The following is a 24,497-nucleotide window of genomic DNA, read 5'->3' as shown; positions in this document are numbered from 1 at the left end:
ACGAGACCTCTCTACCGGTGTGAAGGAGAACCTCCTATGTCGCTTGAACAGCGCCTTTCCGGCAAGACCGTGCTGGTCACCGGGGCTGGCGGGCTGATCGGCAGCCGGATCGTTGACCGGCTGCGGCAGGTCGGCGCGCGCCCGGTCTCGGTGTGCAAGCTCGACGCCTACCCTCCCGACGTCTACCGCAGCCGTTTCGGCATCGACCCGCTGGGCCCGGACTTCATCATCGGAGACATCGCGGACCCTCAGCTAATGCGCACGGTCGTGCCCGGCTGCGACTACGTGATCCACGCGGCTGCCCTGGCCGACGTCGCCGCGTGCACCCGGCGACCGCTGGACGCCATCGGCACGAACATCATCGGCACCCAGCACGTCCTGGACGCCGTGGCGTCCTCGGACCGCGTGCGGCGGATGGTGTTCGTGTCCTCCGCCAGCGTCTACGGCAACGGCCCCCACCCCGGCGCCCCGGACCCGCTCCACGGCCTCGTGTCCGTACCGGCACAGTTTTCCGAGGGCGGGGCAATGTGCCCGGTGTCGGTGTACGGGAACACCAAGGCGTGGGGTGAGCACCAGACCGCCGCCATGCTCAGTGGGGCCGGCGTCTCGTACGCGATCGTGCGCTACTTCTCCGTCTACGGCGAGCCGCAGGTCATCAAGGAGAACTCCCACTCGTGGGTGGTGGCCTGGTTCGCGATGCGCGCAGCCTGCGGGCTGCCCCTGCATCTCAACGGCGGCGGACACCAGGTCCGTGACTTCGTCCACGTGGACGACATCGCCACCGGCACCCTGCACGCACTGGTGGCTGAGGGCGCCCACAACGAGACGGTGAACATCGGCACGGGCACCGCCACCACGATCCGCCAGGTCGCCGACCTGGTATCCGGCCACTACAAGGGCGCCACGCTCGTGTCGACGCCGATGCCGCCGGGCGACCCCGAGGGCGGCTACGCGAGCGTGGAGCGGATGCGCACGGTGCTGGGCTGGCAGCCGGGCATCACGGTCGCCGAGGGCATCGCCCGCTACGCAGCATGGCTCGCCGCGACACCCGGCGCGATCCCCGCGTGGCTGCATCCCGCGCCGCCCACCCCGGTGGGCTAGATCACCGGCGGACGGCCGAGCCGGGTCATGCGCCACACGGTGCGCCAGCGCATCGGCCGGCGCCCGCCGCACGGGGTGCGCCACCCCTCGGCGAACCCCGAGAACCACGCCTTCAGCCCGGCCAGGTCACGGGTGCGGGCCACGGTCAGGGCGAGCCAGGTACCGAGGTAGACGGGCACAAGAAGGGCGGGCAGGTGACGGCGGGCCAGGTAGACGCGGTTGCGGGCGGTCATCCGGTAGAAGAACGCATGCCGAGCCGGGGAGGTCCGGGGGTGCTGGAGCAGAAGCTGCGGCTCGTAGACGACGCGCCATCCGGCATCCAGCGCCCGCCACGCCATGTCCGTCTCCTCATGGGCGAAGAAGAACATCTCGGGCCAGTCACCGACCTCGCGAAGCATGCGGGTGGACAGGGCGTGGCCGCCGCCGAGGAAGGTGGTGACCTCGCCGCCCTGCATCGGATCACCGGCGCGCAAGCGCGGGACGTGACGGCGCTGCGTCACCCCGGTCTCGTCCGCGATCCGAAAGCTGACGATCCCCAGAGTGGGATCGTTCTCGTACAGGTCGCTGATGCGGGCGACGACGTCGTCGGCGACGAGCAGCCCGTCGTCATCGAGGTCCACGACGACGTCGACGTCCCGCAGGTGTGCCAGGGCGGCGTTGCGCCCGCCGGTGACCCCGAGATTCTCGGCCAGCTCCACACGCTCGACCCAGCCAGGCAGGTCGTCGGGGAGCGTGCAGCCGTTGCCGACGAGCACGGTCCTCGCGGGCTTGACCGTCTGAGCCTCAACCGACGCCAGCAGCTCCGCGACTTCCTTCGGCCGCGTCCCCATGGTCAGCACGGCCACGCCCACCTTGATGCCCACCAACGTCTCTTCATCCTTTCGAGGAGTCCCGTGTCCTCGGCACGAACCCGGCGGCCTGCCACCGCGTCCCTGCACGACCGAGCGGTCCAGCGGTCGCTTCCGGCCCACCAGTACATGGACCGGGCCACCGTGAACTGGATCGCCCAGAACCGGCCCACGCCCGCTCTGGCGCCCGTGGCGTTCACCCTCCCACAACCTGGCCGTCGCTTTGTGCCGGAGTCCACCTGGTTCGCCGACGCCCGGCTGGCCGACTCCATCCACGGCATCCGCCACCAGGCCCGTGTCTGCCTGCTGGCCGATCTCCTGGCCCAGCACCACCAGCTCAGCCCGGACGACGCCGCGGCCCTGTGCCTGGCGGCGGCCGTCCACGACTGCCGCCGCCACGACGACCGGGACGACTCAGGGCACGGGCAACGGACGGCTTCGTGGCTGAAGCGCCACAGCGACACCGTCCTCACCACGTTCGGCAAGGAGCTGCCCACGTACTCCCGGGACCAGGCGGCGGCCGTCGGCCTCCACGACGTGCCGCACGAGACGTTCACCCCCTCCCAGAGACGCGCCTACCAGCAGGCCCCGCACCTGGTCGACCTACTCAAGGCGGCCGACGCCCTGGACCGCTACCGGCTCCCCTTACAGCACTGGTGGCCCGACCTGTCCCGCCTACGCGCCACCGTCCCCGACTGGCTGCCCACGGTCGCCTTCGAGCTGGTGGTCCGCAGCGAGCAGGCCCGCCTCAACGGCGCCACCCACCGCCAAGCCCTCGATGACGCCTGTCAACTCTTCACCACCCCGCCGAAAGGAGCTCGGCTCTGATGGACACCGCATGGGACAACGCCCACACCGACCACACCCTCCCCACCCCGCCCGCCCCGGCCCCAGCCGGTCTGGCACAAAGCCCCGCTGCGTGGAGCCAGGACCTCGCCGACGCCCCCAACGGCTGGCTCCTGCGGGACAACGCCATGACCCGCGCCCTGGCCGGCGGCGGCCCCATCCATCTGATGCACACCACAGTCGCCCTCGACGCGATCCGCACCAGCCGGCACCTGTACGCATCATCGGGCTGCCTCGTCGCCGCCCTGTACTGCGCCCCGCTCACCCCCGAGCCGGACGGTCTGCGCCCCCACAATCTCGGCCAGTACCTCCTGGAGACCAAACCGCACACCGACACGCTAGTCATCGAGATCACCCCCGATGCTCCCGTACCGCCCAAGGGCATCGACTACCTGCGCCTGGGCCCCATCCACCTGCGCACCCACCTCCAGCACGCGGCATTCCTGACCCCGGCCGAAAACCAGCAGCTGCGCCAGGCGATCATGGCCCGGCTGCGGGCATCCGCGCCGTTCCTCGACCTCGCCCTAGCCAACGCACGTGGCAGGAGGACCCCGGCCGCGGTGTTCGTCGACCAGCTCGCCGCCGCCGTCCGCCACGTGCCGTTCCTGGGCTACCTGTACTTCGAAGTGCTGTCCGAGTACCTGATGCTCCACTCCACCACCCCCCAGACCCGGGCGTACGCCGAGCGCGGCGAGCTGAACAACCGGCTGTACAAGCACCTGGCGCACGCGGCGGTCGACGGCATGGACCAGCTCTTTGACCTCGCCCGCTTCCATCCTGACCACCACCAACTGGCCACGCTGATTGCGCAGATCGACCCCAGCCTCGCGGCGGGCGCGGCCGAGTACACCCGAGACCGCCTGTCCCACCTCTTCGCCTGCCTGGCCCTCGCCCCGGACCAGGACGCTGCGGCCTTCACCTTCCGCCGCCAGTCCTTCACCGCGCTCACCGATGCCGCGCCCGGCCTGATGGGGCAGCTCCTGTTCCGCCAGATGCGAATCATGGATCGCTACCCCCAGCTCTACGCCTGCCTGGAGCACGCCAAGGCACTGCAAGCCTGGAACTACTGGAACACCGAAGGCATCCCCACCCCCTTCAACGGCTTCCTCCCCAAAGGGGAGATCGGCATCAACCCCTCCTACCCGCGCGCCGTATACGCGGTGTGGGCGGCCAAGACCTGCTCGAAAGGGCTGCTGCACCCCGTGGAACAACTCGACGTGTCCTTCCTTCCGCGCCTGGCCGACCTGGGCCAGACCGCGATGCGCCGAGACACAGCCGGCCGGGCCGCAGGCCACCTCCGGCCATCCCGCAACCTGGGGCGCCCAGACGGCCTCCGCAAACAACTGCCTTCCAGACACGGGGCGTTCTGATGGAGAGCCACATACCGAACGCCGGATTTGGCGCCCACTGCCACAGCTGCTGGGTAGACCAGCAGGCACGCCTGGAAGAGGAGAAGGCGAAGGCCGAGGCAAAGGAGCGGGCCAGCGAGCGCATGGGCCCGCCGCTGGTCGCCGCAGCGCTGGCGCTGCTGGCGATCGTCAGCCTCTGGTACGGCTTCCTCTGGGCCCTCATCCACCTATTCGGCTGACCTCCCCTTGTCAGACTCAGGAGCCCGTCATGCCAACCGTCCCTCGAATACGCCGGGTCCTGGCCTGCTTAGCCGCCGCCGTCGCCCTCACCGTCACTCTGGCGGCCGAGGACAGCGGCTGTTCCAGCAGCAGCTCGGGAACGTCCGACAAAGGCGTCACCTACTCCGGCAACGTGCTGCTCGGCCGCTGCAGCCAGCGGATCTCCGAACCGTACGTGACCGGCGGTCGCATCACCGGATACGCCGACGCCGTCTGCCGGGCCGCTGTCCTGCGCCACGAACTGACCGTGATCGTCGACAAGCGGACCATCAACGGCTCCTGGGCCGAGCAGCGGCGCGCCGCCTACCGGGCAACCGCCGGTATCAACGTCACGAAGAAGGCCACGGTCGCCATCGGCTGCGTGCCAGGGTTCTACCGGACCCGCATAACCGCGTCCGTCGAGATGCTCTCGGACAAGAACGGCGGCGACTCCGGACAGGCCCACACCTCCGGCGTGGCCGTGAACAAGGAGCAGTGCACATGACCACGGACAAGCCTGCTAAGGACAAGCCCGAGCCCGTCCCCGCGCTCACGCTCGGCGGCAGCTCGACCTCCCTGCCGGTGCGCCTGTGGCACCGCCTCGTCGCGCTGCTGCGGCGCTAGACGCAGCAGCGCAGCCCACTCCACCACGGCCTCCGGCCCTTGCCGTACACGGGGCCGCGCAATCCCCGGATCGTGTGCGATGCGGACTCGGACACCCATCTGCGTGATCGAACCGGCCCCGGCTCGGGCTCTGCAAGGCCCCAGGCGCGAAACCGCACATCAGCCCGAAGAGTTCGCCCCCTCACCACCCGAACGTGCGCCATCGGGGGCCGTTAGTCCGAGCACCTGTCCGAGCGTCACGTCAACGAGGAGGCGTCCATGCCACACCGCATGCACTGCACCGGCGACCAGCCCAAGTTCGAACAGCACCCCGTGTGCGTCGAACAGCCCGCCGCCCGCCCCCTCCATCAGCCACATCCCCCCGCCAGGGGCGCCGTCCCCGACTTGAACGGGAAACGCGACCGCTTCCGCCCGGCGGTGGACACCGCCACCGTCCTGCACCGGCCGGACGGCCGGGTCCTGCTCCTGCGCCGGACCGAACCCGCAGCCGACCGGCGACTCGTCCTGGTCGGCGGCGCGTTGACAGGCAGCGAGTGGGCGGACGACAGCGCCCGCCGAGCGGTCGACGCGGCCGTTGGCGTCCAGGTCGATGCCTCCGACGTGGAGTACTGCGGCACCGCGCACCTCCAAGTCGGCGACGGCGAGCGGTATCTGGTGTTGCTGTTCACCGCGCAGCGCTGGAGGGGCGAGCCGCGCAACGCGGGTAGCCAGGGGGAGGTGGAGCTGGTCTGGGCGGAGCCGGGCGAGCCGCCCGCCGACTGCCACCCGGCCACGGCCGCCCTCCTGGACCTGTTCGTCACCGGCACCCTCCAGACGTGCCTGCGTGTACCGGCCACCCGCGAGCGGGGGACGGCATGAAGAAGGACGAGTCACTGTCCGACGAAGCCGAAGCTGAGAAGGTCTCAGCCTCCGAAGAGCTGCTGTTCGGCGGGCAGTTGGAGTACGACATGGGCTGGAACGCGCACCACGGCGCGTGGCTGGGGCTGTCCCTGTGGTCGATGGCGCGGAATCTGCCCCGGCTCGTGGCAACGTCCGTGCGCCTGGCGGCCCTGGCGGACCGCAGCGCCCTACGCACCGTCGCGGCGGCCGAGGTCTTCTCAGGGGTCGCGCAGGCCATCTCCCTGGTGGCGGTCAATATGGTGCTCGCCCACCTCCTCGCCCCAGGCACCGTCCCGGCGCGGATCACTGATGCCCTGCCCGCGCTCCTTGCGGTCGCGGTGACAGGGATGGTCGGCGCACTGTGCACCGCCGCGTCCACCGCCGCAACCGGCGCCCTGGAGCCACGCGTCCAACGCGTCGCCACCGAGAGGTACCTGACACTGGTCTCCGGGGTCGAACTCAAGGCGATCGAGGACGACGAGTTCCACCGGCTCCTGAACTCAGCATCCTGGGGCGCGGACTGGGCCCGCCGGATGGTGAAGTACACCACCAACGTGGTCAACAGTCTCATCTCGCTGATCGCGGCGGCCGGCGTACTGACCGTGCTGCACCCCCTGCTGCTCTTGATGACCGTGCCCAGCGCCTGGGGCGCGATGGCCAAAGCACGACGCCGCTACATCTCCTTCCATAAATTCGTGCAGCACGCGCGTGCCGCCCAGCTCCTGACCCGCCTGATGATCGAGCAGAGCGCCGCCGCCGAGCTTCGCCTGCACGGCATCGGCCCGTGGCTGCTGCGGCACTTCCGAGGCATGGCCGACACCACCGAGCGCGAGCAGGACCGGCTCGCCCGCCAGGACGCGCGCACCGGACTGTTCGCCGCCACCGCGACCGGTGCCGCGACGGCGGCAACGTTCGGGGTGCTCGGACTGCTGCTGTGGACCGGGGCGATGGCCCTGTCTGTCGGCGGTACCGCGGTCCTGGCCATCCGCTCCGGATCCGCATCCCTGCGCCGGTGCGTCCTGGAGATCTCCGACATGCACCAGGAGAGCCTTTTCGTCGGCGACTACGAGCGGCTGTGCACCGAAGCGGAGCGGCGCGCGATCCCCACCGACGGCGTCGACCTGCCGGATCACGCGACGATCCGGTTCGAGAGGGTCTCCTTCACCTACCCCGGCAAGGACGCCCCCGCCCTCAGCGACATCGACCTGGTGCTGCCCGCAGGGACGACGATCGCGCTGGTGGGCAGCAACGGCTCGGGCAAGACCACCCTGGTCAAGCTGCTGTGCGGTCTGTACGCGCCGGACGCGGGCCGAATCTGGTGGGACCAGGTGGACTCCGTCACCGCCAGCCGGGCCCAGATCTACAATCGGGTCGCCACCCTCGCCCAGGATTTCCACCGCTGGCCCTTCACCGCCCGGGTCAACATCGGCATCGGCCGCCCAGCCGACCCGTTCCAGGACGACGAACTGATGGAGGCGGCCCGGTTCGCGGGCGCCGACGATGTGATCACCGAGCTGCCCAACGGACTCAGCACACTGCTGTCGCGCGGCTATAAGGGCGGCCAGCAGATCTCCGGCGGGCAGTGGCAGAGGCTCGGGTTTGCTCGCACATATTTCCGCCAGGGCCAGGTCCTCGTGGCGGACGAGCCCACCAGCGCCCTCGACCCCAAGGCCGAGCAGAAGACCTTCGACCAGATCCGCGCCCTGGCCCGCCAAGGCCAGACCGTGGTGCTGGTCACCCACCGCCTCCACAGCGTCCGGCACGCCGACATCATCGTGGTCCTGGACCGCGGACCCATCGTCGAACAAGGCACCTTCGACCAGCTCATGGACCCCGTCGCCAGCACCGGAGCTTTCCGCGACGCCTACCTGTTGCAGTCCAGCGCCTACCAGCACACCGTCCCCGCCCAAGCCACCCCTCTGACCGCCGAAAAGCCCGCTGGAGACTCCCCGTGATCGCTCGCCTCACCGCTCTTGGCGCTGAACAAGCCAACGCCGCCACCTGGCACGTCTACGGCTGCCACCAGCTCCAGCACCGTCCCGACATCCCCGACCTCGCCCAGTGGCACTGGGGCAACGCCGGAACGGGCCCCGGTGTCGAGATCCTCGGGAGCCTCCGTGGCCGGCGGCTCCTGGACCTGGGCTCCGGGCTCGGCCTGCATGCCGCCTACCTCGCTCAGCACGGAGCATTGGTCGACGCCGTGGACGCCTCCCCCAGCCAGCACGAGCGCGCCACCGAGCGATACGGCGCTCTGCCTGGCATCCAGTTCGTACTGGCCGACGCGGTCCGGCACCTGGCCGATGCCGACCCGTACGAGGTGATCTACTCCATCAACGGGCTGCCCTACCTCGATCCCGACCGGCTGCTGCCCGTCCTCGCCGACGCCCTCGCACCCGGCGGCCGGCTCGTCTTCACCGCCCTGCACACCACCTCAGCCGGGGTCGGGCCCTCCTCCCGTGTTGCCGCTCGCCCGGAAGCCCTTCGTCTGCCCGGCAGCGGCGAGGAGCGGGCGGTCCACATGTGGGTGCTCGAATCTTCGCTGTGGGAGGACCTGCTGGTTCAGAACGGGCTGATCGTCGACTCGATCACCGTGCTGAACTCCGGTCAGCCAGACAGCCCAGTCTCCTACCGCCTCTTCCAGGCGCATCGGCCGCTCATCCCCACCTCGCGGGCCCGCAGCACGAGACCGCCCATCGCTCACGCCGCCGTCGGTGTCGGAGTCCTCGTCCACGGCCCGCACGGCATTTTGCTGGGCCGCCATGCCCGGGGAACCTGGGAGGCACCCGGCGGCTCCGTCGAACCCGGCGAGGACCTCGCTGAAGCCGCCGTACGCGAGCTGGCCGAAGAGACCGGACTCCGTGCCGATACCGACGACGCCTGCATGCTGGGCACCCTCCTGGACCACGTGGACAGCGTCCTACGGGTCACCGTCCCGGTGCTGGTCAACCGCTGGCGCGGCGAACCCCACGACCGCGAGCCGGCCATCGGGGCCTGGCGCTGGTGGCCGTTGACCGCTCTGCCCAACAGGATCTTCGACTGCACCGCCCAGTGTTTGACCGCCTGGAGGCCCGACCTCCGCATCGACCACCCACCTGCCCGCTTCCTACCCGCAGCCTCACCGCACGACCGTCCTTAACCGTGCACCAAATCGCCGCAGCAACGGGCCGTCCTTCTCCCGCTGCTGCGGCGCGATGTGGATGTCCGGAACATCCAGGACCGGCATCGCGACCGCCGAAGCCTTCGGCCAGACCTAGACGGGCCCGTCCCCGTAACGGGTCGTGACCACAATGCTGGAGACTCCTCGCGGCTGATCGTCGGATTCATACCTCGCGAGAGGACCAGCTACTCGGCCGTGATGCCGTGTTGGGTCTGCGCCCACGACTGCGAGTCCGGCGGAGCCAGCACTCACAGGTTCACGGGCAGCGCCCGCTGATGAGCATCATCGACCAGCAGCTGCACGTCGTACCCGGCGATCGGCGACAGGTTGAACGGGACGCCGACGCTCGCGAGCTCGCCACATGGTCGGGCCAGGAAGGCTGGCGCTGGATGTCAGTCACACCGGAATGAGGATCATCAAGCGGCATGCGGGCATTGCGTCCGGGGTCATGGTGACGAGCACGACACTGAACTCCTTCTCGCCCTGGCGAGGCAGGTACAAGCGTCGCGGAACGGCGCTGTCGGGGTGAGAAAGGGCTGGCAGGTCCGAAGAGTTCCAGAGTCTGCGTGCATCCGGGTCCGCCAGCACCGTGTCGAGGACTGCTCGCATCCCGGCATCGTGACGCCATTGTTCAGCGTGGACGCGTAGCTGCGCCATCATGGGCGCAGCCCAGCCGCGTTCCCAGTCGATGAGCTGGTTGCGCGCTTCCGGGTAGGTGAGGGCCCACAGCATGACGTTGAGGCCGTGCAGAAGCCAGGGAAAGTCGGCAGCCATTCGAGCGTTGTATCCGAGCACGTCCCACCGGTAGTCGCAGATGTACGCCGGGAAGGGCAGCCTCTCCAGGAGGGTCCGGATAGCCGCCGGCATCCTGGCGTGCCGAACGCCGGAAGGCTGCTGGCCCGGGGGAGGCGGGGTGCGGTGGCGGGAGAGTCGGTAGACCAGATCCCACTCGGTGTCATTCAGGTTCAGGATGCGTCGCACAGCACCCAGAAAGGCGTCGCTGTAGTTCCGTGGCTCCCCGTTCTCCAGAGCCCGGACCCAGCGACTGCTCGCGTTGACGAGACGGGCAACGTCGATCTGGGTAAGGCCGGGGCGTACGCGTCGTCCAAGCAGTGCTTCGGCACCGGGGATATCGCGAGGGTCTCGGCGGGCTCGGGCGTTCTTCAGGATGCGCGTGATGGTTTGCGCCCCAGAATCGGACGAATCGGTAAGAGTCACGTATTTGACCCCCTGAGTCGTGAGACACATTCCTAGCCGACGGCCAGCGGATTTGTGGTGGTAGCGCAATCGATACACCACGTCATATCACCAGGTCAGCGGGGCGCACTCTTTGTCTTCATGTACATGCAATGGGAACTGTCACTTCCTACGGAATCGTAAGTGGAACTGGCAGTTCCGATCGCGCAATCCGCGTGCTTCAGCGTGTCTGCCTGCGGCTTTAGAGTCCCGATCAGAAACGGCGCCCCGGATCCGGTGGGGCCCGCAGCAAACTCTGAGAGGCAGTCATGTCACGTTCGGTCCTGGTCACTGGCGGGAACCGCGGGATCGGCCACGCTATAGCTCGCTCCTTCGCCGAAGGCGGCGACAGGGTGGCTTTCACCTATCGCACCGGCGAGCCGCCTACAGATCTTGTCGATCTCGGGTGCCTGCCCGTGCAGTGCGACATCACCGACGGCGAGCAGGTGGAACTGGCCTATAAGACGGTCGAGGCCGAACACGGGGCGGTCGAGGTCCTTGTCGCCAACGCCGGGGTGAACCGCGACCAGCTGCTGATGCGAATGTCCGAGGATGACTTCTCCTCGGTGGTGGAGACCAACCTCACCGGCACGTTCCGCACCGTAAAGCGGGCCAACCGCGCCATGCTGCGGGCGCGGCAGGGTCGCGTCATCCTTATCTCCTCCGCGGTCGCCCTGCGCGGCGAGGCAGGGCAGGCCAACTACGCCGCGTCCAAGGCCGGTCTGATCGGCTTCGCCCGGTCCCTGGCGCGCGAACTCGGTTCGCGGAACATCACGGTGAACGTGGTCGCCCCGGGCCTGACCCTCACCGACATGGCAGCAGCTCTGAGCGAGGACCAGCAAAACGCGCTCCTTAGGCAGGTGCCGCTGGGTCGCATCGGACGGCCCGATGAAGTCGCCGCAGCCGTACGTTTCCTGGCGAGCGAGGATGCCGCTTACATCACCGGCGCCGTCCTGCCGGTGGACGGCGGCGTAGCGATGGGGCACTGACCTCTTTTTGGGGATACCGGCCCGCGCCGGACGGGCTGTGGGCAGCGTGGTGGGGGGCAAGGAGATGGTGGCGCGCGATGTGGTGGACGAGGCTGCGTGGCGGCCGGGGCACGGCTCCGACCGCCGGGGGGCAGGCGGGGTCAGGCAAGAGGGCGGTCAGCCTGCGTACGCTCCGCCAGGAGTGCCAGGAACTTGTGGCACAGATGCCGGTGCCGCGGCCGTTCACGCTGGACGGTCTGATCGCCGGCATCGAGGCCGAGCGCGGCCGGCGCATCAAGCTGGTGGCCATCCCTGACTATCTGCTGGCTCACACCGACGTGTGCGGCCTGTGGGTCCAACTGGCCGACGTTCCAATCGATTTGATCCTCTACGTGGAGGGCACCACGGCGTTTCACCGCGAAAGGATCATCCTCCACGAGCTTGCTCACCTGTGGTGCGACGACGTGAGCGAGGTCAGCTTCGAGCACCTCGCCAGGCTCCTCCCGGATCTTCCGCCCAACGTCCTGCACCGTCTGGGCAAGCGAGGCCGCGTCATGGCCCGGCACCGCTACGACACCCCGGTCGAGAGGCGCGCCGAGATGGTGGCCGATCTGCTGCACCACGAGGCGTACGGCACCGACTACATCGAGGATCCCGTGCTCCGGTACCTCGACGAGGACCTTTCCCGTCTGAACTTCATCCCCCGCACTCGTACCCCCCGGAAGAACCGTGCCCGTCTCTGATGCGTTCGTCTGCCTGATCATCGGGCTTCTGCTGCTGCAAGCCGCTGTCCGTCTGCCGAGCGCGCTGCGTGGCCAGCGCCGCGAGCGTTCCTTGTGGGGTGCCTTCGCCGCATTCGCCGCCGCCTGGTGGCTGCGCACCGACACCGGTCGCGCCGTAGTCGGCCCCCTGGGCATGAACGACTTGCCCACGCTCCTCAAGCACGCCCTGGCCATTGTCGGGATCTGTGTGCTGCTGACCTATGTCACGGATGTCTACCGGGACGACGACGCCACGGCCCGCCACATCAAGATCACCTCCGTGGTTCATCGCACGGCAGCTCGCGCTTCGCTGGCTACCGTTGTGTGCTTGATCGCTGTGTTCTTCCTCGCCTTGGACCGCTCGAAGACCGCCGTCAACAGCCCGTATTTCATGGGCCGCCATGCCGGCGAGCCGGGCCTGGCCCTGTACCTGGGGCTGTTCAACTTCTACACGGCCGCGGCGGCTGCCGTTTGCGCCTACCAGTGGGGCCGGGCTGCCCGGCTCGCTCGCCGATGGAGTCTGCGGGCCGGGCTGACGATGATGGCCACAGGCATGGCTCTGATGGTGTTGTACGCCGTGCTGCGCACGGCGTACCTCGGGGTGATCGCTCTTCACCCCGCCGCCGCCTCGGCTGGCACCACGCAGGAGCATGTCACCGACACCGTGCTGTATGCGGCGTCTCTGCTGTGGCTGCTCGGCTCCATCACACCCGCCACCCATGCTCTCGCCACCCGAGTCCGCGCTCTCAAGGCCCTCGCCGGTCTTCATGCCCTGTGGCGGGATCTGGTCCTGGCCGTTGACGGCGTCGCACTGCACCAGCCGAGCGGACTCCTGTGCGGTCGCCGCGCCGCCGGCGTCATCAACCTGGTGCGCGACATCTTCTCTCATGACGCCACCCCGCAGATTCGCCTCGGCCGCTACGTCACCGAGATCCGCGACGTCACACACGAGCTGCGTCGCAGGGCGCCGTCCGATCTGCTCCAGCGAGCGCGTCGGCTTGCCGAAGCCGAGGGCCATGTCGCTGACGATGGCGCCGCCGTTGCTGAGGCGTACTGGCTCAAGGCCGCACTTGCGTTCGCGGACGCACCTGCCGGTGCACCCGCCGCCTTCTACACCGCCGGTGATGACTTCGCCTCGGAAGTGCCCTTGCTCTTGCGCGTCTCCCGCGCGTATCGCCAGGCCAGCCCCCATACCCGCGCAATTCTGGATGCGCTGGCTCCTGCCCACGACCCCCACACCGCAAAGTGATGACCATGAACGCTCTGACCGCATCAGCCGCTGCCGTGTTCTTCAACCCTGACGGCGAGGTCCTCATCGTCAACCCGACGTACAAGGACTATTGGAATCTGCCCGGAGGCGGCATCGACGTCGACCAGGGCGAGACCCCCTGCGAGGCGGCCGTCCGCGAGGTTCGTGAAGAACTCGGCATTGCTCCGGCCATCGGGCGTCTGCTCGTCCATGCCTGGATCACCGTTCCCGGCAGGGGCGCACAGGTGCTCTACATCTTCGACGGCGGCACCCTCAGCCCCAGCGACCAAGCGGCGATCACCTTGCAGCAGAGCGAGCTGAGCGAGTACCGGTTCTGTCCGCCCGACGGCATGGAAGACGGTCTGATCCCTCCGCACCTGGCTGACGTGTGGCAGCAGGCGCTCAGGGCCCACGCCGAGAACCGGACTGCCTACGTCCCCGTGCGCCTGTGACCAGTGGGCCCGGCCGCGCCACCAAGTGCAGGCCGGGCCGCCAGACGCTGCCTGCACAACGGTCTATCCGGAGGCGGGGTGTTCGCGTTGGGCGGCACCTTCCGCCCTGGCCTTGGCCACCTCTTGATTGATGAACGCCAGCAACTCAGCAGAGAGACCTTCCTCCTCGCCGCCGCGAGCAGCGATCGCAGCAACCTGGTTCCTAAGCACCAGCGTCTCCGCGATGACGCGCTGAATACCGGCATCGCCGGATCTGAAGATGAGGGGCGTGGTCTCCAGGGCTTCCGCGAGGGCGCCGAGAACGTCGTCGGAGGCGCTCGACACGGCGCCCGTCCTGAGCCCTCGCACCAGGTCCGCCGTCAGCACATGCGCCCCGGCCCTGCTGTTCCCCCGAGCGGCGACCTCGACGTCCGACAACGGATCCGGCAGCTGCTCCAGGAGATACGTGATCTTCCCTTCGAGCGTGGTGGGCAGCGTCGTACCGCCGGCTTGGACGGCGTCTGCGGGTTCCGGCTCGCCCGGCTCCGGGACGTCATGGCCGAAGGAACGCTCTTGCGCCCGCCGCAGCGCCTCTACGCTGACCCCGTACCCGTCGGCCAGGCGCTGTTCGTATTCCTTCGCCAGCCGGCGTTGCGCGTTCTCCGCGGCAGCCACCGGCCCGGCCGTGCTCGTCTTTGTCAGTTCGCGAGTCGCGGCCTGGGAGTAGCCGGCATCAGCGCGCAGATCTTTGAGATCGGGGCGCCCCGCGCGCGGGAACAGCACGTCCAGGTCCCGCCCTACGGCCTCGGCGAGCCGTGGCAGCTTCTCCGGGTCAGGCACCGACCGCCCGGTTTCCCAGGCGCTCACGCGCGCAGAACTGACGCCCACTGCCTGAGCGACGTCGCTCTGCTTGAGGCCCTCCTCCCGGCGAGCGATCAGCAGCCGCTGGGCCTCGAACCGACGGGCCGGCATCCAACACGTCCTTCCAGGTCCGGCGAATGTATCTAGGTCACTCTAGCCACTTGATCCGTAGATCAAACGAGGATAGTTTCGTTTGACTGATTGCGCCAGGGCGGCAGCTCTGCGCTATTTCGCCATGCCGGTCCCTGTACGCGGCTGCCCCGTCGAGGCGGGACAGGCCAAACACAACATCCGGCCCGTCCTCCACGGAGTCACCGTGCACGAGCTAGCCACCGCATCCCACCGGTCCACCACGCCCCAGGGACAGGCGAAGCAACTCGTCCCGCCTCCCGCTGCAACTTGTACCGCAGCCTTTAGCTAAGTCTGGATCTTGTCGAAGGGTCCGCATATGTTCGTCGTCCCCCGCCGGGCACCCTGCCCGGCGGCAGAGACGAGGAGGAACAGCGTGGGCCTTACACGAACCAGCCGGGCCGGGTAGCCCGAAAACAGCGACGGCGCCCGAGAGGTGCGAACTCTCAAGCGCCGACCGCCCAATGGAACTCCTGCCCGTGCGAGGGCCGGAGATTTACCCACCATCACCGCACCGGGCCCATTCCCAAACACACCCCGGAGCGGCGCTCACTTCAGAGGAGAGTGTTGCATGCGCGCTGCCCTGCGCAAAAGGTCGGTCAGCCCGACCGGCGCGGCAGTCTGCCCCCCGTCCGCCGTCGACCGGACACCGGTCCAGCGGGGTCCGCTCGGGCTTCGCGCAGGAGGTGGGGCCTGATGGCTCGTATCCGTACGGTCAAGCCTGAGATGTTCGAGTCGGAGTCGCTGGCCGAGTGCTCGGTCACCGCGATGTTGACCTTCATCGGGTTGCTGACGCAGGCCGATGACTCCGGCCGACACCGTGACCACCCGGCCATCATCGCCGGGCGCCTGTGGGCCTTGCGCCCTGAGCACACCGCCACGCATGTCGCGCAAGACCTGGAAGAACTGGCCGCCTCCGGGCTGATCTGCCGGTACACCGGGTGTGATGGGCGAGGCTGGCTGCACATCACCACCTGGGAGCGGCATCAGAAAATCGACCGTCCGTCTGCCTCCCGCGTGCCGCGCTGTGTTCAGCACCAGGCGGGCCACAAGTGCGGTGGATGCGGTGCCGGCCAGTGCCCCAACGTCACGCAGCCCGCCCCCCGGGGTGCTGCGGCGACACCTCGTGGAACCCTCGCCGAAGATTCGTCGAAGGCTCGTGGAACCCTCGCTCAGGTAGCGGACATGGCTCCCGCAGCCTCGGCAGCCCTGTCCGGGCCCCCGGCGCCTGCGGCGGATCCCGCCCTTTCCGAAGTGCACGGCACAGCCAGTCCCCGCACTCGGCAACCTGACGTTTCCGCAGGTCAAAAGGAATTCGGCGAAGGTTCGTCGACTCCTCGCCGAAGCTTCGACGAACCCTCGGCGTCTGGATCTAGGATCTTGGATCCTGGATCTTCCCTTACGGGGCGCGAGGCGCCCGCAGCCGACGCCCCCTCGGTGAAGGTCTCGGCCAAGCATCTGGTGGCCGAGTACGTCCGAGGCTGCAACCGCCGCCCGCCGGAGGACTTCCTCGGGCATCTGGGCCGGAAGGTCAACACCCTGCTCGACGAGCAGTTCAAGGCGGACGACATCCGCGCTGCGCTCGACAAACTGCGGGCCAAGGGACTCAACCCCAGCGTCCTGCCGAGCCTGGTGAACGAGATCGTCAACGCCACGCCGCAGTCGGCCGCCGCACTGTCGTCCGCCTCCGGCGCGGGGCCCTGGGCCAGCACCGGCAACGCCTACACGCCGTACCTCAACCCCACCGCCGAGCCGACGACGTTTGGAGGCCGCCTGTGACCCGCGCCCGCTACGCCGACCCGCAGCCCGCGATCTCCGAGCGGCTGCGTGAGCGCCTGGAGGCCAAGCTCGCCGAGCGCGGCCTGGACGTCGGCCTGGAGCGTCCCCTGCCGGGCACCCCGGAGCCGATCCCGGCCCTGGAAGCCGCCCAGGCCCGCATCCCGGTCGACTACCGCGCGGCCCTGCCCGAGCACCCGGACGTCGCCGCCTGGGTGAACACCATCGCCAGCAACGCCAGGGTGCCGAACGCCGCGGGGATCAACCCGCACTACGGCACCGCCGGGCGCAGGGAGATCACCCACGGGCCCAGCCTGCTGCTGTGGGGCCCCACCGGCGCCGGCAAGACACACGAGGCGTTCGGTGCGATCCGCGCGCTGACCGGTGCCGGGTGTGGCGTGCTCTGGCACGCCACCACCGCTGCCGACCTGTACGCCGATCTGCGCCCGCGCGCCGGAGCGGACTCCGAGCACCTGCTGCGGCGGATCATGCGGATCCCGGTGCTGCTGCTCGACGACCTCGGGGCGGCCAAACCGAGCGAGTGGACCGAGGAGATCACCTTCCGGCTGGTCAACTGGCGCTGCCAGAACCGGCTGCCGACGATCTTCACCAGCAACATGCCGCCCGTGCGCACCGACCGGATGCCCGCGCGCCAGGCAGTGCTGCGCGACAAGGTCGGCGACCGCGTGCTCTCCCGCCTGTCCGGCATGTGCACCGCCGTCGAGTTCACCGGGCCCGACCGCCGTTTCCAGCGCCCCTGACCTGCCCCCGCGCCACCGATCACACGTGCGGCCCCGTCTGCCGCACCCTGTCCCGCCTCGCCGCACACCGCCACACCACGGTGCTGCCTGCCCGCCTTCCCGCGAGGCGACCTCGGAGACTCCCATGCGCTACAAGACCACCAACGACTCCCCCGCACCGGACCTGCGGGGAACCGGCGACCACAGCTGGCACGCCCGGGGCGCCTGCCACGGCATGGACCCTGCCCGCGCCGACAAGCTGTTCTTCCACACGGTGCGCGACCGCCGGTCCATCGCCGAGGCCAAGCGGATGTGCGCCACCTGCCCGGTGAGGAAGGACTGCTTCAACTACGCGATCGACCACCAGGTCATCTTCGGCATCTGGGGCGGCCTGACCGACAAGGAACGCCAGCAGTGGCTCAAGAAGCGCAGTGAGCGCCTGGACTACGACCGCGTTCGCGCCACCCTCCAGGGCCGCGACGTGCCGCTGAGCACCGCGGAGCGCAGCACCGTCATCCATCATCTTCGCCTGCGTGGGTGGAGCCCGGAGCGCGTAGCCCACCGGATGAATGCCGACCTCGACTGGACCCGCGACCTGATGCGCGAAGCCGCCCGTGCCATCGAGACCCGCGACCTGTACTGGGGCCTGGTGGAGGAACACGACGGCGAGCTTCGCGAGCCTCACCCCGACGACCCGGATGAGCAGCACATGGCGACGCACGGTCGCGAGGTGCAGTCCCACGCCCTGATCTCCTCGCTCGGAAAGGCCGCATGACCCACCGCACCGCAGCGCACCCCGCCGTCGCGCCCGTCGGCTTCTGGGACCGCCTGGCCATCGTGGTCCTGGGCCTGGCCGGATGCGCCCTCAGTTACGACGCCTTGCAGCAGATGGCCGTCGCCATCCACATCCGCGGATTTCTCACCTACCTCTTTCCGCTCGTGATCGACGGCTTCATCGCCTACGGGGTGCGGGCCCTGCTGGTCCTCTCCGAGGCTCCGCTGCGTGCCCGGCTCTACGTCTGGGTCCTCTTCGGTACCGCCACCGCAGCAAGCATCTGGGCCAACGCCCTGCACGCGGTCCGCCTCAACCAGCAGACCATCCGCACCGGTTTGCAGCTGGGCGACACGGTCGTCGCTGTGCTCTCCACCCTCGCCCCGCTCGCGCTGGCCGGCGCGGTTCATCTGTACATCCTCATCACGCGCTACCACCCGGCCGACCAGGATCCTGCCGAGGCCCCCGCGGACCACCCGGCGGTCCGGATGGAGGCGACGGGGTCCGCCGGGCACCTGCGCGCGGACCACGCCGGGGTGGACCACCGTGACGGACGAGCCACCCACACTGGTCCGCCGGAAGGGCCTGGTCCGGTGGGGGCGGACCATGGCGCCCTCGCGGTCCAGATGCCGGACCGCGAGCACACACGGGCCGCGGACCAGGTCACGGAACCCGGTGAGCCCACTGCGGACCAGCGGACCACCGCTGGCCGGAAAGCAACGCGTAGCGAGGGCCGGACCAGCAACGCCGCAGGTCAGGCGGGTCCTGGACCACATGGTCCGACGGACCACGACCGGGCGGACCACGCACACGGTCCGGCCGAAGGACCCGGCCCGGCAGGCACGGACCAAGCAGCCCCGGCAGACCAGATGCCGGACCGCGAGCACCCGGAGACCGCGGACCACGACACGCGGACCACGGACCAAGCGGCCGACTCCACCCCCGCGGACCAGCAGACCACCCCCACCCCGCACCAGCCGGACCACGGAACGGACCAGGACGGTGCCCCCTCGGCGGACCAGGACGAGGACGGGTCCGGGGGCGGACCGCACGGTGCCCGGACCACGGACCAGGAAGCCTCGGCGTCGGACTCGCGGACCAAGCCTGCGGACCAGGACGAGGTCCCGTGGGAAGTCAAGGTCGCGGTCGCGCGCAAAGCCGCCCTCGAAGAAGGCCGGATGACCCGACGGGCCATCCGCCCTCACCTGCGCAACGCCAATATCAGCGTCAGCAACAGGCACTTCCGTGTCCTCCAGGACCAGCTGTACGCGGACCCCGCCCTCGCACACCTGCCCCGAGACACCAGGAGATCGCGATGAGGACCTGCGACCGCTTCGCGCGCATCAAGAGCGGCTACGAGCAGGACATCACCTACCTGCGCAACCACTCGCAGCGCAGCGCGGACACAAAGGCGGCGAAGACGAGCGCGACCAACGCCCTGGCCGTGAAGTCCCGCATGGCCAAAGCCCTCGGCCAGCACTTCGCAACCTGCCCGATCTGCGGATGACCAGACGATAACCGCAGGTCAAACGGCCCATGCCATCCCCGTTAAGCGGTGGTCCGGCCCGACGCCAAACCACTGCCCCGACCCTGGAGGCCCCGCCATCCGCTCCCGCCACCCCCGTACGACGATCCCGACCGCAGCCGAAGCCGGCGCCTGGGCTGAGGTCCTGGTCCGCCACCGCCTCCTGCACGCCGCCGTCCTGGGCCCGAACGGGCAGTGGCTCGTGCAGCACGCGCCCGAGGGCAGCGTCCGTGTACTGGACGGCGCCGCCCCCATGGTCGAACTCGCCGCGCAGATCCAGCACCGCACCCGCACCACGAGGAACCGCATCCGATGACGAACCCGAACGAACCCCAGCCCCACGCCTCCGTTGAGCCGGGCATCAACTCGCTCTCGCGGGGAGCAAGTTATCCGCCAAGACCGTCTTCCCCGTCGGGGATGACGGTCTCGGCGAAGCCCGCCCCGGGGGTGGCGGGCCCGGACCAGCACCGGGGGGCGCAGGTCCGGGAGGCAGCGACCGAGGGCGGATCGCAGCCGGAGAAGCAGTCATCACGCAGCAAGCGCCGCGCTCCAAAGAAGACCGCACGCAAGCGCTCGCCGAAGTCCGGCGACGATAAGCGCGTTCACGTCATTTACGTCCGCCTTAACGCCGGCGAGAAGACCGTGCTCACCTCAGCCGCGACCGCCACTCGTACAAGCCTGCCCGCCTTCCTTGCCCGCAGTGGTCTCGTCGCCGCGCACGATCTCGACAACACCGCCGCTGCGATAGCCGGACGCCGGGAGACAGTCTCCGAGCTGTTCGCCGCCCGTCGCCACCTTCACCAGGTCGGCAACAACCTCAACCAAGTGGCCCGCGCCATCAACTCCGGTGCCTGGCCTCCCGAACTCGACGCCGTCCTGGCCGCCACACAGCGGGCAGTCCAACGTGTCCAGGACGCCACCGACCAGCTCCTCCAGCAGAACTGAGATCAAGACCGGCATGATCGCCAGGATCCACAAACGCGGGAAGCGCACCATGGGCCTCCTGTCCTACCTGTACGGGCCGGGCAAAAGTGAGGAGCACATCGACCCGCATCTCGTCGCCTCCTGGGACAACGGTGCTCCTGATCCCGGCCGCAACCCGAGCGCCACTCTCAAGCAGCTCCAGCGCCTGCTCGACCAGCCCGTCGAGAACATCGACGAGGCTGAACGACCGAAGAAGCACGTCTGGCACCTGTCCGTGCGCAACGGCACCGAGGACCGCATCCTGACGGATGAGGAATGGGGCGACATCGCACGCCGCATGGTCGCTGCCGCCGGCATCGAGGACCCCGAGGAAACTACGGGCTGCCGCTGGGCGGCCGTTCGCCACGCTGACGATCACATCCACATCGTGGCCACCCTCGTGCGCGAAGACGGCTACAAGCCCGACCTCAACTTCGACGCCGTCCGCGTTCAGGCCGAAGCCCGTCAGCTAGAAGCCGAGTTGGGACTGCGCCGCCTCAACAAGGGCGACGGCACCGCTGCCAAGCGGCCCACCAGTGCGGAGCGCCACAAAGCGGAGCGTCAAGGCCGGGGGCAGACCGCCCGCGAGGAACTGCGTGAGACCGTCCGCCGGGCGGTGGCCGGTGCCGCGAGCGAGGAGGAGTTCTTCGACCGGCTGGCCGCCTCTGGCCTGCTCATCCGCAAGCGCCAAGCACCCTCCGGTGACCTGCTCGGCTACAAGGTCGCGCTCGTCGACGACCGCAACGAGGACAACAAGCCGGTCTACTTCGCGGGCTCCACGCTCGCCCCCGACCTCTCCCTGCCCCGCATCCGCGAACGCTGGTCGGCCTCCCAGCAGGGCCCCGCCACTGCTCCGGACGACCGCGCGGGCGCGCCGAGCGGTCCGGCACAGGCACGGCGCCGCACGGCAGCCGCCGCCTGGCAGGCGCTCTTGATCATCGACCAGGGCGCCGACCAGCAGGCGGCAGCACTCATCGCGGCATCCGGTGAAGTCCTCGACGCCCTCGCAAAGACCTCTGCCGCCCACACCCGCAAACAACTCCAAGAGGCAGCGAGGGCTTTCGAGCGGGCCTCGCGTTCCCACGTACGCGCCGAGCGCGGCCACGACCGCGCGCTGCGCCAGGCCGCCCGCGACCTCGTCTACGGCGGCCCCGCCCTGGGGCGCGGCGAGGACGGCGCCACCACCGCCATGGTGATCGACATGGTCGCCTTCCTGGTCATCGCCGCGGCCCACTGGCACGGCCGCAAGAACCACGCCCAGCAGGCCGCTGCCGCCCGCCAGGCCGCCGAACTCCTGCGCGCCGCCTACCAGTCCGCCGCCCAGCACCCGATGGCCGCTTTGCGCCACCGTGGCCGCCGCCTCTCGCAGCCGCTCCAGCGGCGCCAGGCGGCCCACCTGCACCAGGCGGTGCCGCATCTGGCCGAGCAGATCCTGGCCGAGCCAGGCTGGCACGCGCTCGCTGCCACCCTCGCCGACGTCGAGGCCGCCGGCCACGAGCCCGGTGCGCTGCTCGCCGAGGCCGTCGCCCGCCGCGAACTCGGCACGGCCGAGTCGGTCAGCGATGTCCTGGTCTGGCGGCTGCGGCGCCTGGCCGGCCTGCCCGCCGACGCCTCCGCCATGCCCGACCCGGGCACCACCACACCACAGCGCACCGGGCGTCCGAAGCGGCCCTCCACCGGCCGCAACCCCCGTCCCCCGAAGGCGAGATGATTCCCGAATGCGCAAGTTGCAGCAGGTCAAAGACCTGGGGCACTCTCCGTGTGGCCGATGAACGACGAAGAGGGGGACATATGTTTCGACGCCGCGCGGACCGCGAGTTCCGTGACGCCCAGCGCGCCGGCCAAGCGATGCTGCAGATGCACGCGACCTGGTCGGCACCCGACTTCGCCAGCCCGGCACCCGACCCGGCGCCGCCCGCTCACACCGGGAGCATCGGGGTGGTGCCCGACTTCCCTCCGGCGGACCTGCGCGCGCCATCGCGCCACGAGGTCGAGGGACTGATGATGCGCTGGGAGCAGCCGCTCGTCATCGACGGCGAGGTCCGCGCGTGCCCGCAGTGCGGCGCATACCGGGACTGGGTCGTCTTCAGCATGCGCGACGACACGATCTGGCTGCGCTGCCGCGCCGGCCACAACACCGCCGAGCCGCGCCTGGACCCGGCCTGGTACAACCGCAACTCCGGCCCTGTGGACCACTTTCACCCCACACTGGATGACGGCCTGCGCCACCTGGGTCACTGACCACCCACGCCCCCAGCGCCGGATCGCATGCCCGCGTTGCACCGTCCGCTCCGCCTCTCGAAAGGGCCCCGTTTGCGTCGCCACTCCACCACCGCGCTCGTCCTGACCGCACTCGCCTCCCTCGCCTTTACCGGCTGCTCCGACGACAGCTCTGGATCCTCGGAGGGTTCACCGGCAGCGGCCTCTTCACCCCCCGATGCGAGCCGTACGGCCGGGCCCACACCGCTGCCCTCGGCCGCGCTGGACGCATTGCTCCTGAGCGAGCAGGACCTGGGTGAGGGCTACGTACGCAAGGCGGAGCGCGCCCAGCAGGACGTGACGGTGATCGGATGCCCTGCGCTGGAACGGCTTGGTGGCAACGTGGCGTCCGGCGGGAGCCTCCACCTCCCGCGGAGGGCGAAGACCGCGTTTACGTACGGCGCCGGCGGCACCTCCGAGATGAGCGAGGAGCTCTACAGCGACACCCCTAGCAAGCTGTCCGACGGCATCGGCCGCATCTACGACGCGATGGCCTCCTGCCCGACGTACCAGGTCGTCTCAGGCACCACAGCCATCGACATGACCACTCAAGCCACCACCGCACCCAAACTCGGCGAGGAGCAGTGGAGCCAGCTACTCACCTACTCCGTGGGCGGGCAGCGCAGCGTCATCAAACAGACAGCGATCCGCTCGGGCACCGTGGTGGTCATCGTTGCCGGATCCCCGGCGCTCGTCGATGCCCACCTAGGCAAGGCACTCGCCAAGATCCAGGCCCGCTAGTCCCCCGCCTCCAAGCATGGTGTCCCGGCCGGTGCCCCGCAGCGGCCGGGGCATCGTCGCGTCTCCTCGCCGGCCGCTAGTAACGCATGCACCCCACGAAGTCGTTCACGGTCTCCTCGGCGTCACTCACGTCGTACATCACCATCGCGCGGGTGGGGATCTCCGGCTCCGGCGGGCGCAGAGGGTTCGCCTCCAGCAGGCGGAGCACATGGTCGGGAAGTGGCCGGAGCACCGGCTCGCGAACCTCATCGGTCGGCTCGTCGCCGAGCCAGGAGCCGACGCTGACCTCCGGGGTCCCTCCACAGGCATGGCTCGGAGAGGCGAACTTGCGGCGGTTGACTCGCTGCACGGTCGCCCATCCTGAGCGTTCCATGGCCTCGGCCCGCTTCTGTATGGCCTTCAGCGTGAGCGTGCCACGAGAGTGTGGCGCATCGCTCTTGTCCTTCAGGTCGCACAGCACCTGGTTCCATGGCGCGGAGATCCTCCTGAGCTGCACATGGGAAAGCCGCCGGCTGTCGCCGAGCGCCTTCCGGAAGAGTTGCTCCTGGACGTGGTGGGCTGACAGTAGCGAGCAGCCGTGGTGCGAATGGTCAGGAGCCGTATGCCCGCACAGCGAAGCCGCCGCGTCCTTTCGGATCGACCACGACTCGTGGTTATAGAGGAGGTATACGGGGATGCACCCCGTGGCCTGGGCGTCGTGAATGAGCAGATCGCACTGGTACGCGTGACGCTCATCCAGCCAGTAGCCGAACCCGTACTGCCTTTCCCTGGACTCTTTCTTGGCCTGGATCCGGAACCCCAGACCCTCAGATTTGTTGTGGATCCACAGTTCCCAGTCCGCGCCGTTGAAGCTCTCCTGTGCCTTGGTGAACTGAATGACTTTGACGCGACTGCCCATGGCCTGGCGCAGATGACGGATATGAACGTCCGTGAAGGTCTCCTCACCAGGCGGCGGAGTATGCGGTCCGTAGCCGTCACGGAGCCAGTGGTAGGTGTCGGAAGCCATCCATTTCAGAAGGCCGCA

Annotated in this window: 27 protein-coding genes; 23 read left to right on the top strand and 4 right to left on the bottom strand. The window is 69.3% G+C overall.

The window, feature by feature from the left end; translation table 11 throughout:
* Positions 1-36 precede the first annotated feature (36 nt).
* Positions 37-1,101 carry an NAD(P)-dependent oxidoreductase gene (locus ABZ404_RS13420; RefSeq protein ID WP_358830782.1) on the top strand — a complete coding sequence of 355 codons (1,065 nt, stop codon included), beginning with the start codon at positions 37-39 and terminating at the stop codon, positions 1,099-1,101.
* On the opposite strand, the gene ABZ404_RS13415 is transcribed toward ABZ404_RS13420, so the two are convergent.
* Entirely contained in the window at positions 1,098-1,967 is an 870-nt protein-coding gene (locus ABZ404_RS13415; RefSeq protein WP_358830781.1) for a glycosyltransferase family 2 protein, read from the bottom strand. The two genes, ABZ404_RS13420 and ABZ404_RS13415, sit on opposite strands and share 4 nt — an antisense overlap.
* Before the next feature lie 27 nt (positions 1,968-1,994).
* On the opposite strand from ABZ404_RS13415, the gene ABZ404_RS13410 reads away from it, so the two are divergent.
* From ABZ404_RS13410 to ABZ404_RS13370, 9 genes are all read left to right on the top strand, one after another.
* On the top strand, positions 1,995-2,777 hold the full coding sequence (locus ABZ404_RS13410; RefSeq protein ID WP_358830780.1) for a hypothetical protein: 783 nt from the start codon (positions 1,995-1,997) through the stop codon (positions 2,775-2,777).
* Entirely contained in the window at positions 2,777-4,165 is a 1,389-nt protein-coding gene (locus ABZ404_RS13405; RefSeq protein ID WP_358830779.1) for a hypothetical protein, read from the top strand. The genes ABZ404_RS13410 and ABZ404_RS13405 overlap by 1 nt, the downstream gene beginning before the upstream one ends.
* Complete coding sequence (locus ABZ404_RS13400; RefSeq protein WP_358830778.1) at positions 4,165-4,383, top strand: hypothetical protein; 219 nt, start codon at positions 4,165-4,167, stop codon at positions 4,381-4,383. The genes ABZ404_RS13405 and ABZ404_RS13400 overlap by 1 nt, the downstream gene beginning before the upstream one ends.
* A gap of 29 nt (positions 4,384-4,412) precedes the next feature.
* Complete coding sequence (locus ABZ404_RS13395) at positions 4,413-4,907, top strand: hypothetical protein (protein ID WP_358830777.1); 495 nt, start codon at positions 4,413-4,415, stop codon at positions 4,905-4,907.
* Positions 4,904-5,026, top strand: coding sequence for a hypothetical protein (locus ABZ404_RS13390; RefSeq protein WP_358830776.1), 123 nt, complete (start codon positions 4,904-4,906; stop codon positions 5,024-5,026). The genes ABZ404_RS13395 and ABZ404_RS13390 overlap by 4 nt, the downstream gene beginning before the upstream one ends.
* A 258-nt stretch (positions 5,027-5,284) precedes the next feature.
* Entirely contained in the window at positions 5,285-5,884 is a 600-nt protein-coding gene (locus tag ABZ404_RS13385) for an NUDIX domain-containing protein (RefSeq protein WP_358830775.1), read from the top strand.
* The gene (locus ABZ404_RS13380; protein WP_358830774.1) at positions 5,881-7,860 is read left to right on the top strand and encodes an ABC transporter ATP-binding protein; all 1,980 of its coding nucleotides are present in this window, start codon (positions 5,881-5,883) and stop codon (positions 7,858-7,860) included. Before ABZ404_RS13385 ends, ABZ404_RS13380 begins: the two co-directional genes overlap by 4 nt.
* The gene (locus ABZ404_RS13375; protein WP_358830773.1) at positions 7,857-9,041 is read left to right on the top strand and encodes a bifunctional class I SAM-dependent methyltransferase/NUDIX hydrolase; all 1,185 of its coding nucleotides are present in this window, start codon (positions 7,857-7,859) and stop codon (positions 9,039-9,041) included. Before ABZ404_RS13380 ends, ABZ404_RS13375 begins: the two co-directional genes overlap by 4 nt.
* Positions 9,042-9,337: 296 nt before the next feature.
* Positions 9,338-9,472, top strand: coding sequence for a hypothetical protein (locus ABZ404_RS13370; RefSeq protein ID WP_358830772.1), 135 nt, complete (start codon positions 9,338-9,340; stop codon positions 9,470-9,472).
* Here the strand turns inward: ABZ404_RS13370 and ABZ404_RS13365 are convergent.
* The gene (locus tag ABZ404_RS13365) at positions 9,459-10,280 is read right to left on the bottom strand and encodes an XRE family transcriptional regulator (RefSeq protein WP_358830771.1); all 822 of its coding nucleotides are present in this window, start codon (positions 10,278-10,280) and stop codon (positions 9,459-9,461) included. The two genes, ABZ404_RS13370 and ABZ404_RS13365, sit on opposite strands and share 14 nt — an antisense overlap.
* Before the next feature lie 287 nt (positions 10,281-10,567).
* On the opposite strand from ABZ404_RS13365, the gene ABZ404_RS13360 reads away from it, so the two are divergent.
* From ABZ404_RS13360 to ABZ404_RS13345, 4 genes are all read left to right on the top strand, one after another.
* A complete protein-coding gene (locus ABZ404_RS13360) occupies positions 10,568-11,287 on the top strand; it encodes a beta-ketoacyl-ACP reductase (RefSeq protein ID WP_358830770.1) in 720 nt (239 codons plus the stop codon).
* Between the two features lie 194 nt (positions 11,288-11,481).
* The gene (locus ABZ404_RS13355; protein WP_358830769.1) at positions 11,482-12,009 is read left to right on the top strand and encodes a hypothetical protein; all 528 of its coding nucleotides are present in this window, start codon (positions 11,482-11,484) and stop codon (positions 12,007-12,009) included.
* Entirely contained in the window at positions 11,996-13,276 is a 1,281-nt protein-coding gene (locus tag ABZ404_RS13350; RefSeq protein WP_358830768.1) for an MAB_1171c family putative transporter, read from the top strand. Before ABZ404_RS13355 ends, ABZ404_RS13350 begins: the two co-directional genes overlap by 14 nt.
* Positions 13,277-13,281: 5 nt before the next feature.
* Positions 13,282-13,728 carry an NUDIX hydrolase gene (locus tag ABZ404_RS13345; protein ID WP_358830767.1) on the top strand — a complete coding sequence of 149 codons (447 nt, stop codon included), beginning with the start codon at positions 13,282-13,284 and terminating at the stop codon, positions 13,726-13,728.
* Positions 13,729-13,791: 63 nt separating this feature from the next.
* Here the strand turns inward: ABZ404_RS13345 and ABZ404_RS13340 are convergent, their stop codons facing one another.
* Complete coding sequence (locus ABZ404_RS13340) at positions 13,792-14,679, bottom strand: helix-turn-helix transcriptional regulator (RefSeq protein WP_358830766.1); 888 nt, start codon at positions 14,677-14,679, stop codon at positions 13,792-13,794.
* Positions 14,680-16,077: 1,398 nt separating this feature from the next.
* On the opposite strand from ABZ404_RS13340, the gene ABZ404_RS13335 reads away from it, so the two are divergent.
* The 9 genes from ABZ404_RS13335 (at position 16,078) to ABZ404_RS13295 (ending at position 23,473) form a co-directional block, all read left to right on the top strand.
* Positions 16,078-16,476 carry a hypothetical protein gene (locus ABZ404_RS13335; RefSeq protein ID WP_358830765.1) on the top strand — a complete coding sequence of 133 codons (399 nt, stop codon included), beginning with the start codon at positions 16,078-16,080 and terminating at the stop codon, positions 16,474-16,476.
* Positions 16,473-17,234: an ATP-binding protein gene (locus tag ABZ404_RS13330; protein ID WP_358830764.1), complete on the top strand. Its 762-nt coding sequence runs from the start codon at positions 16,473-16,475 to the stop codon at positions 17,232-17,234. Before ABZ404_RS13335 ends, ABZ404_RS13330 begins: the two co-directional genes overlap by 4 nt.
* 124 nt (positions 17,235-17,358) lie before the next feature.
* On the top strand, positions 17,359-17,988 hold the full coding sequence (locus ABZ404_RS13325; protein WP_358830763.1) for a WhiB family transcriptional regulator: 630 nt from the start codon (positions 17,359-17,361) through the stop codon (positions 17,986-17,988).
* Positions 17,985-19,304 carry a DUF2637 domain-containing protein gene (locus tag ABZ404_RS13320; protein WP_358830762.1) on the top strand — a complete coding sequence of 440 codons (1,320 nt, stop codon included), beginning with the start codon at positions 17,985-17,987 and terminating at the stop codon, positions 19,302-19,304. The genes ABZ404_RS13325 and ABZ404_RS13320 overlap by 4 nt, the downstream gene beginning before the upstream one ends.
* The gene (locus ABZ404_RS13315; RefSeq protein WP_358830761.1) at positions 19,301-19,492 is read left to right on the top strand and encodes a hypothetical protein; all 192 of its coding nucleotides are present in this window, start codon (positions 19,301-19,303) and stop codon (positions 19,490-19,492) included. Before ABZ404_RS13320 ends, ABZ404_RS13315 begins: the two co-directional genes overlap by 4 nt.
* Positions 19,493-19,927: 435 nt before the next feature.
* On the top strand, positions 19,928-20,455 hold the full coding sequence (gene mobC / locus ABZ404_RS13310; RefSeq protein WP_358830760.1) for a plasmid mobilization relaxosome protein MobC: 528 nt from the start codon (positions 19,928-19,930) through the stop codon (positions 20,453-20,455).
* 13 nt (positions 20,456-20,468) lie between these two features.
* Entirely contained in the window at positions 20,469-22,184 is a 1,716-nt protein-coding gene (locus ABZ404_RS13305) for a relaxase/mobilization nuclease domain-containing protein (RefSeq protein ID WP_358830759.1), read from the top strand.
* 80 nt (positions 22,185-22,264) lie between these two features.
* Complete coding sequence (locus ABZ404_RS13300; protein ID WP_358830758.1) at positions 22,265-22,714, top strand: hypothetical protein; 450 nt, start codon at positions 22,265-22,267, stop codon at positions 22,712-22,714.
* A 72-nt stretch (positions 22,715-22,786) separates the two neighbouring features.
* Positions 22,787-23,473, top strand: coding sequence for a hypothetical protein (locus ABZ404_RS13295; RefSeq protein WP_358830757.1), 687 nt, complete (start codon positions 22,787-22,789; stop codon positions 23,471-23,473).
* 76 nt (positions 23,474-23,549) lie between these two features.
* Here the strand turns inward: ABZ404_RS13295 and ABZ404_RS13290 are convergent, their stop codons facing one another.
* Positions 23,550-24,479 (bottom strand): DUF6615 family protein, encoded by a 930-nt coding sequence (locus ABZ404_RS13290; protein WP_358830756.1) that lies wholly within the window; start codon positions 24,477-24,479, stop codon positions 23,550-23,552.
* Positions 24,480-24,497 lie beyond the last annotated feature (18 nt).

Origin of the sequence: Streptomyces sp. NPDC005878 (assembly GCF_040629815.1) — a bacterium.
Taxonomy (GTDB): Bacteria; Actinomycetota; Actinomycetes; order Streptomycetales; family Streptomycetaceae; genus Streptomyces.
This window is presented reverse-complemented; position numbering and strand designations above follow the sequence as displayed.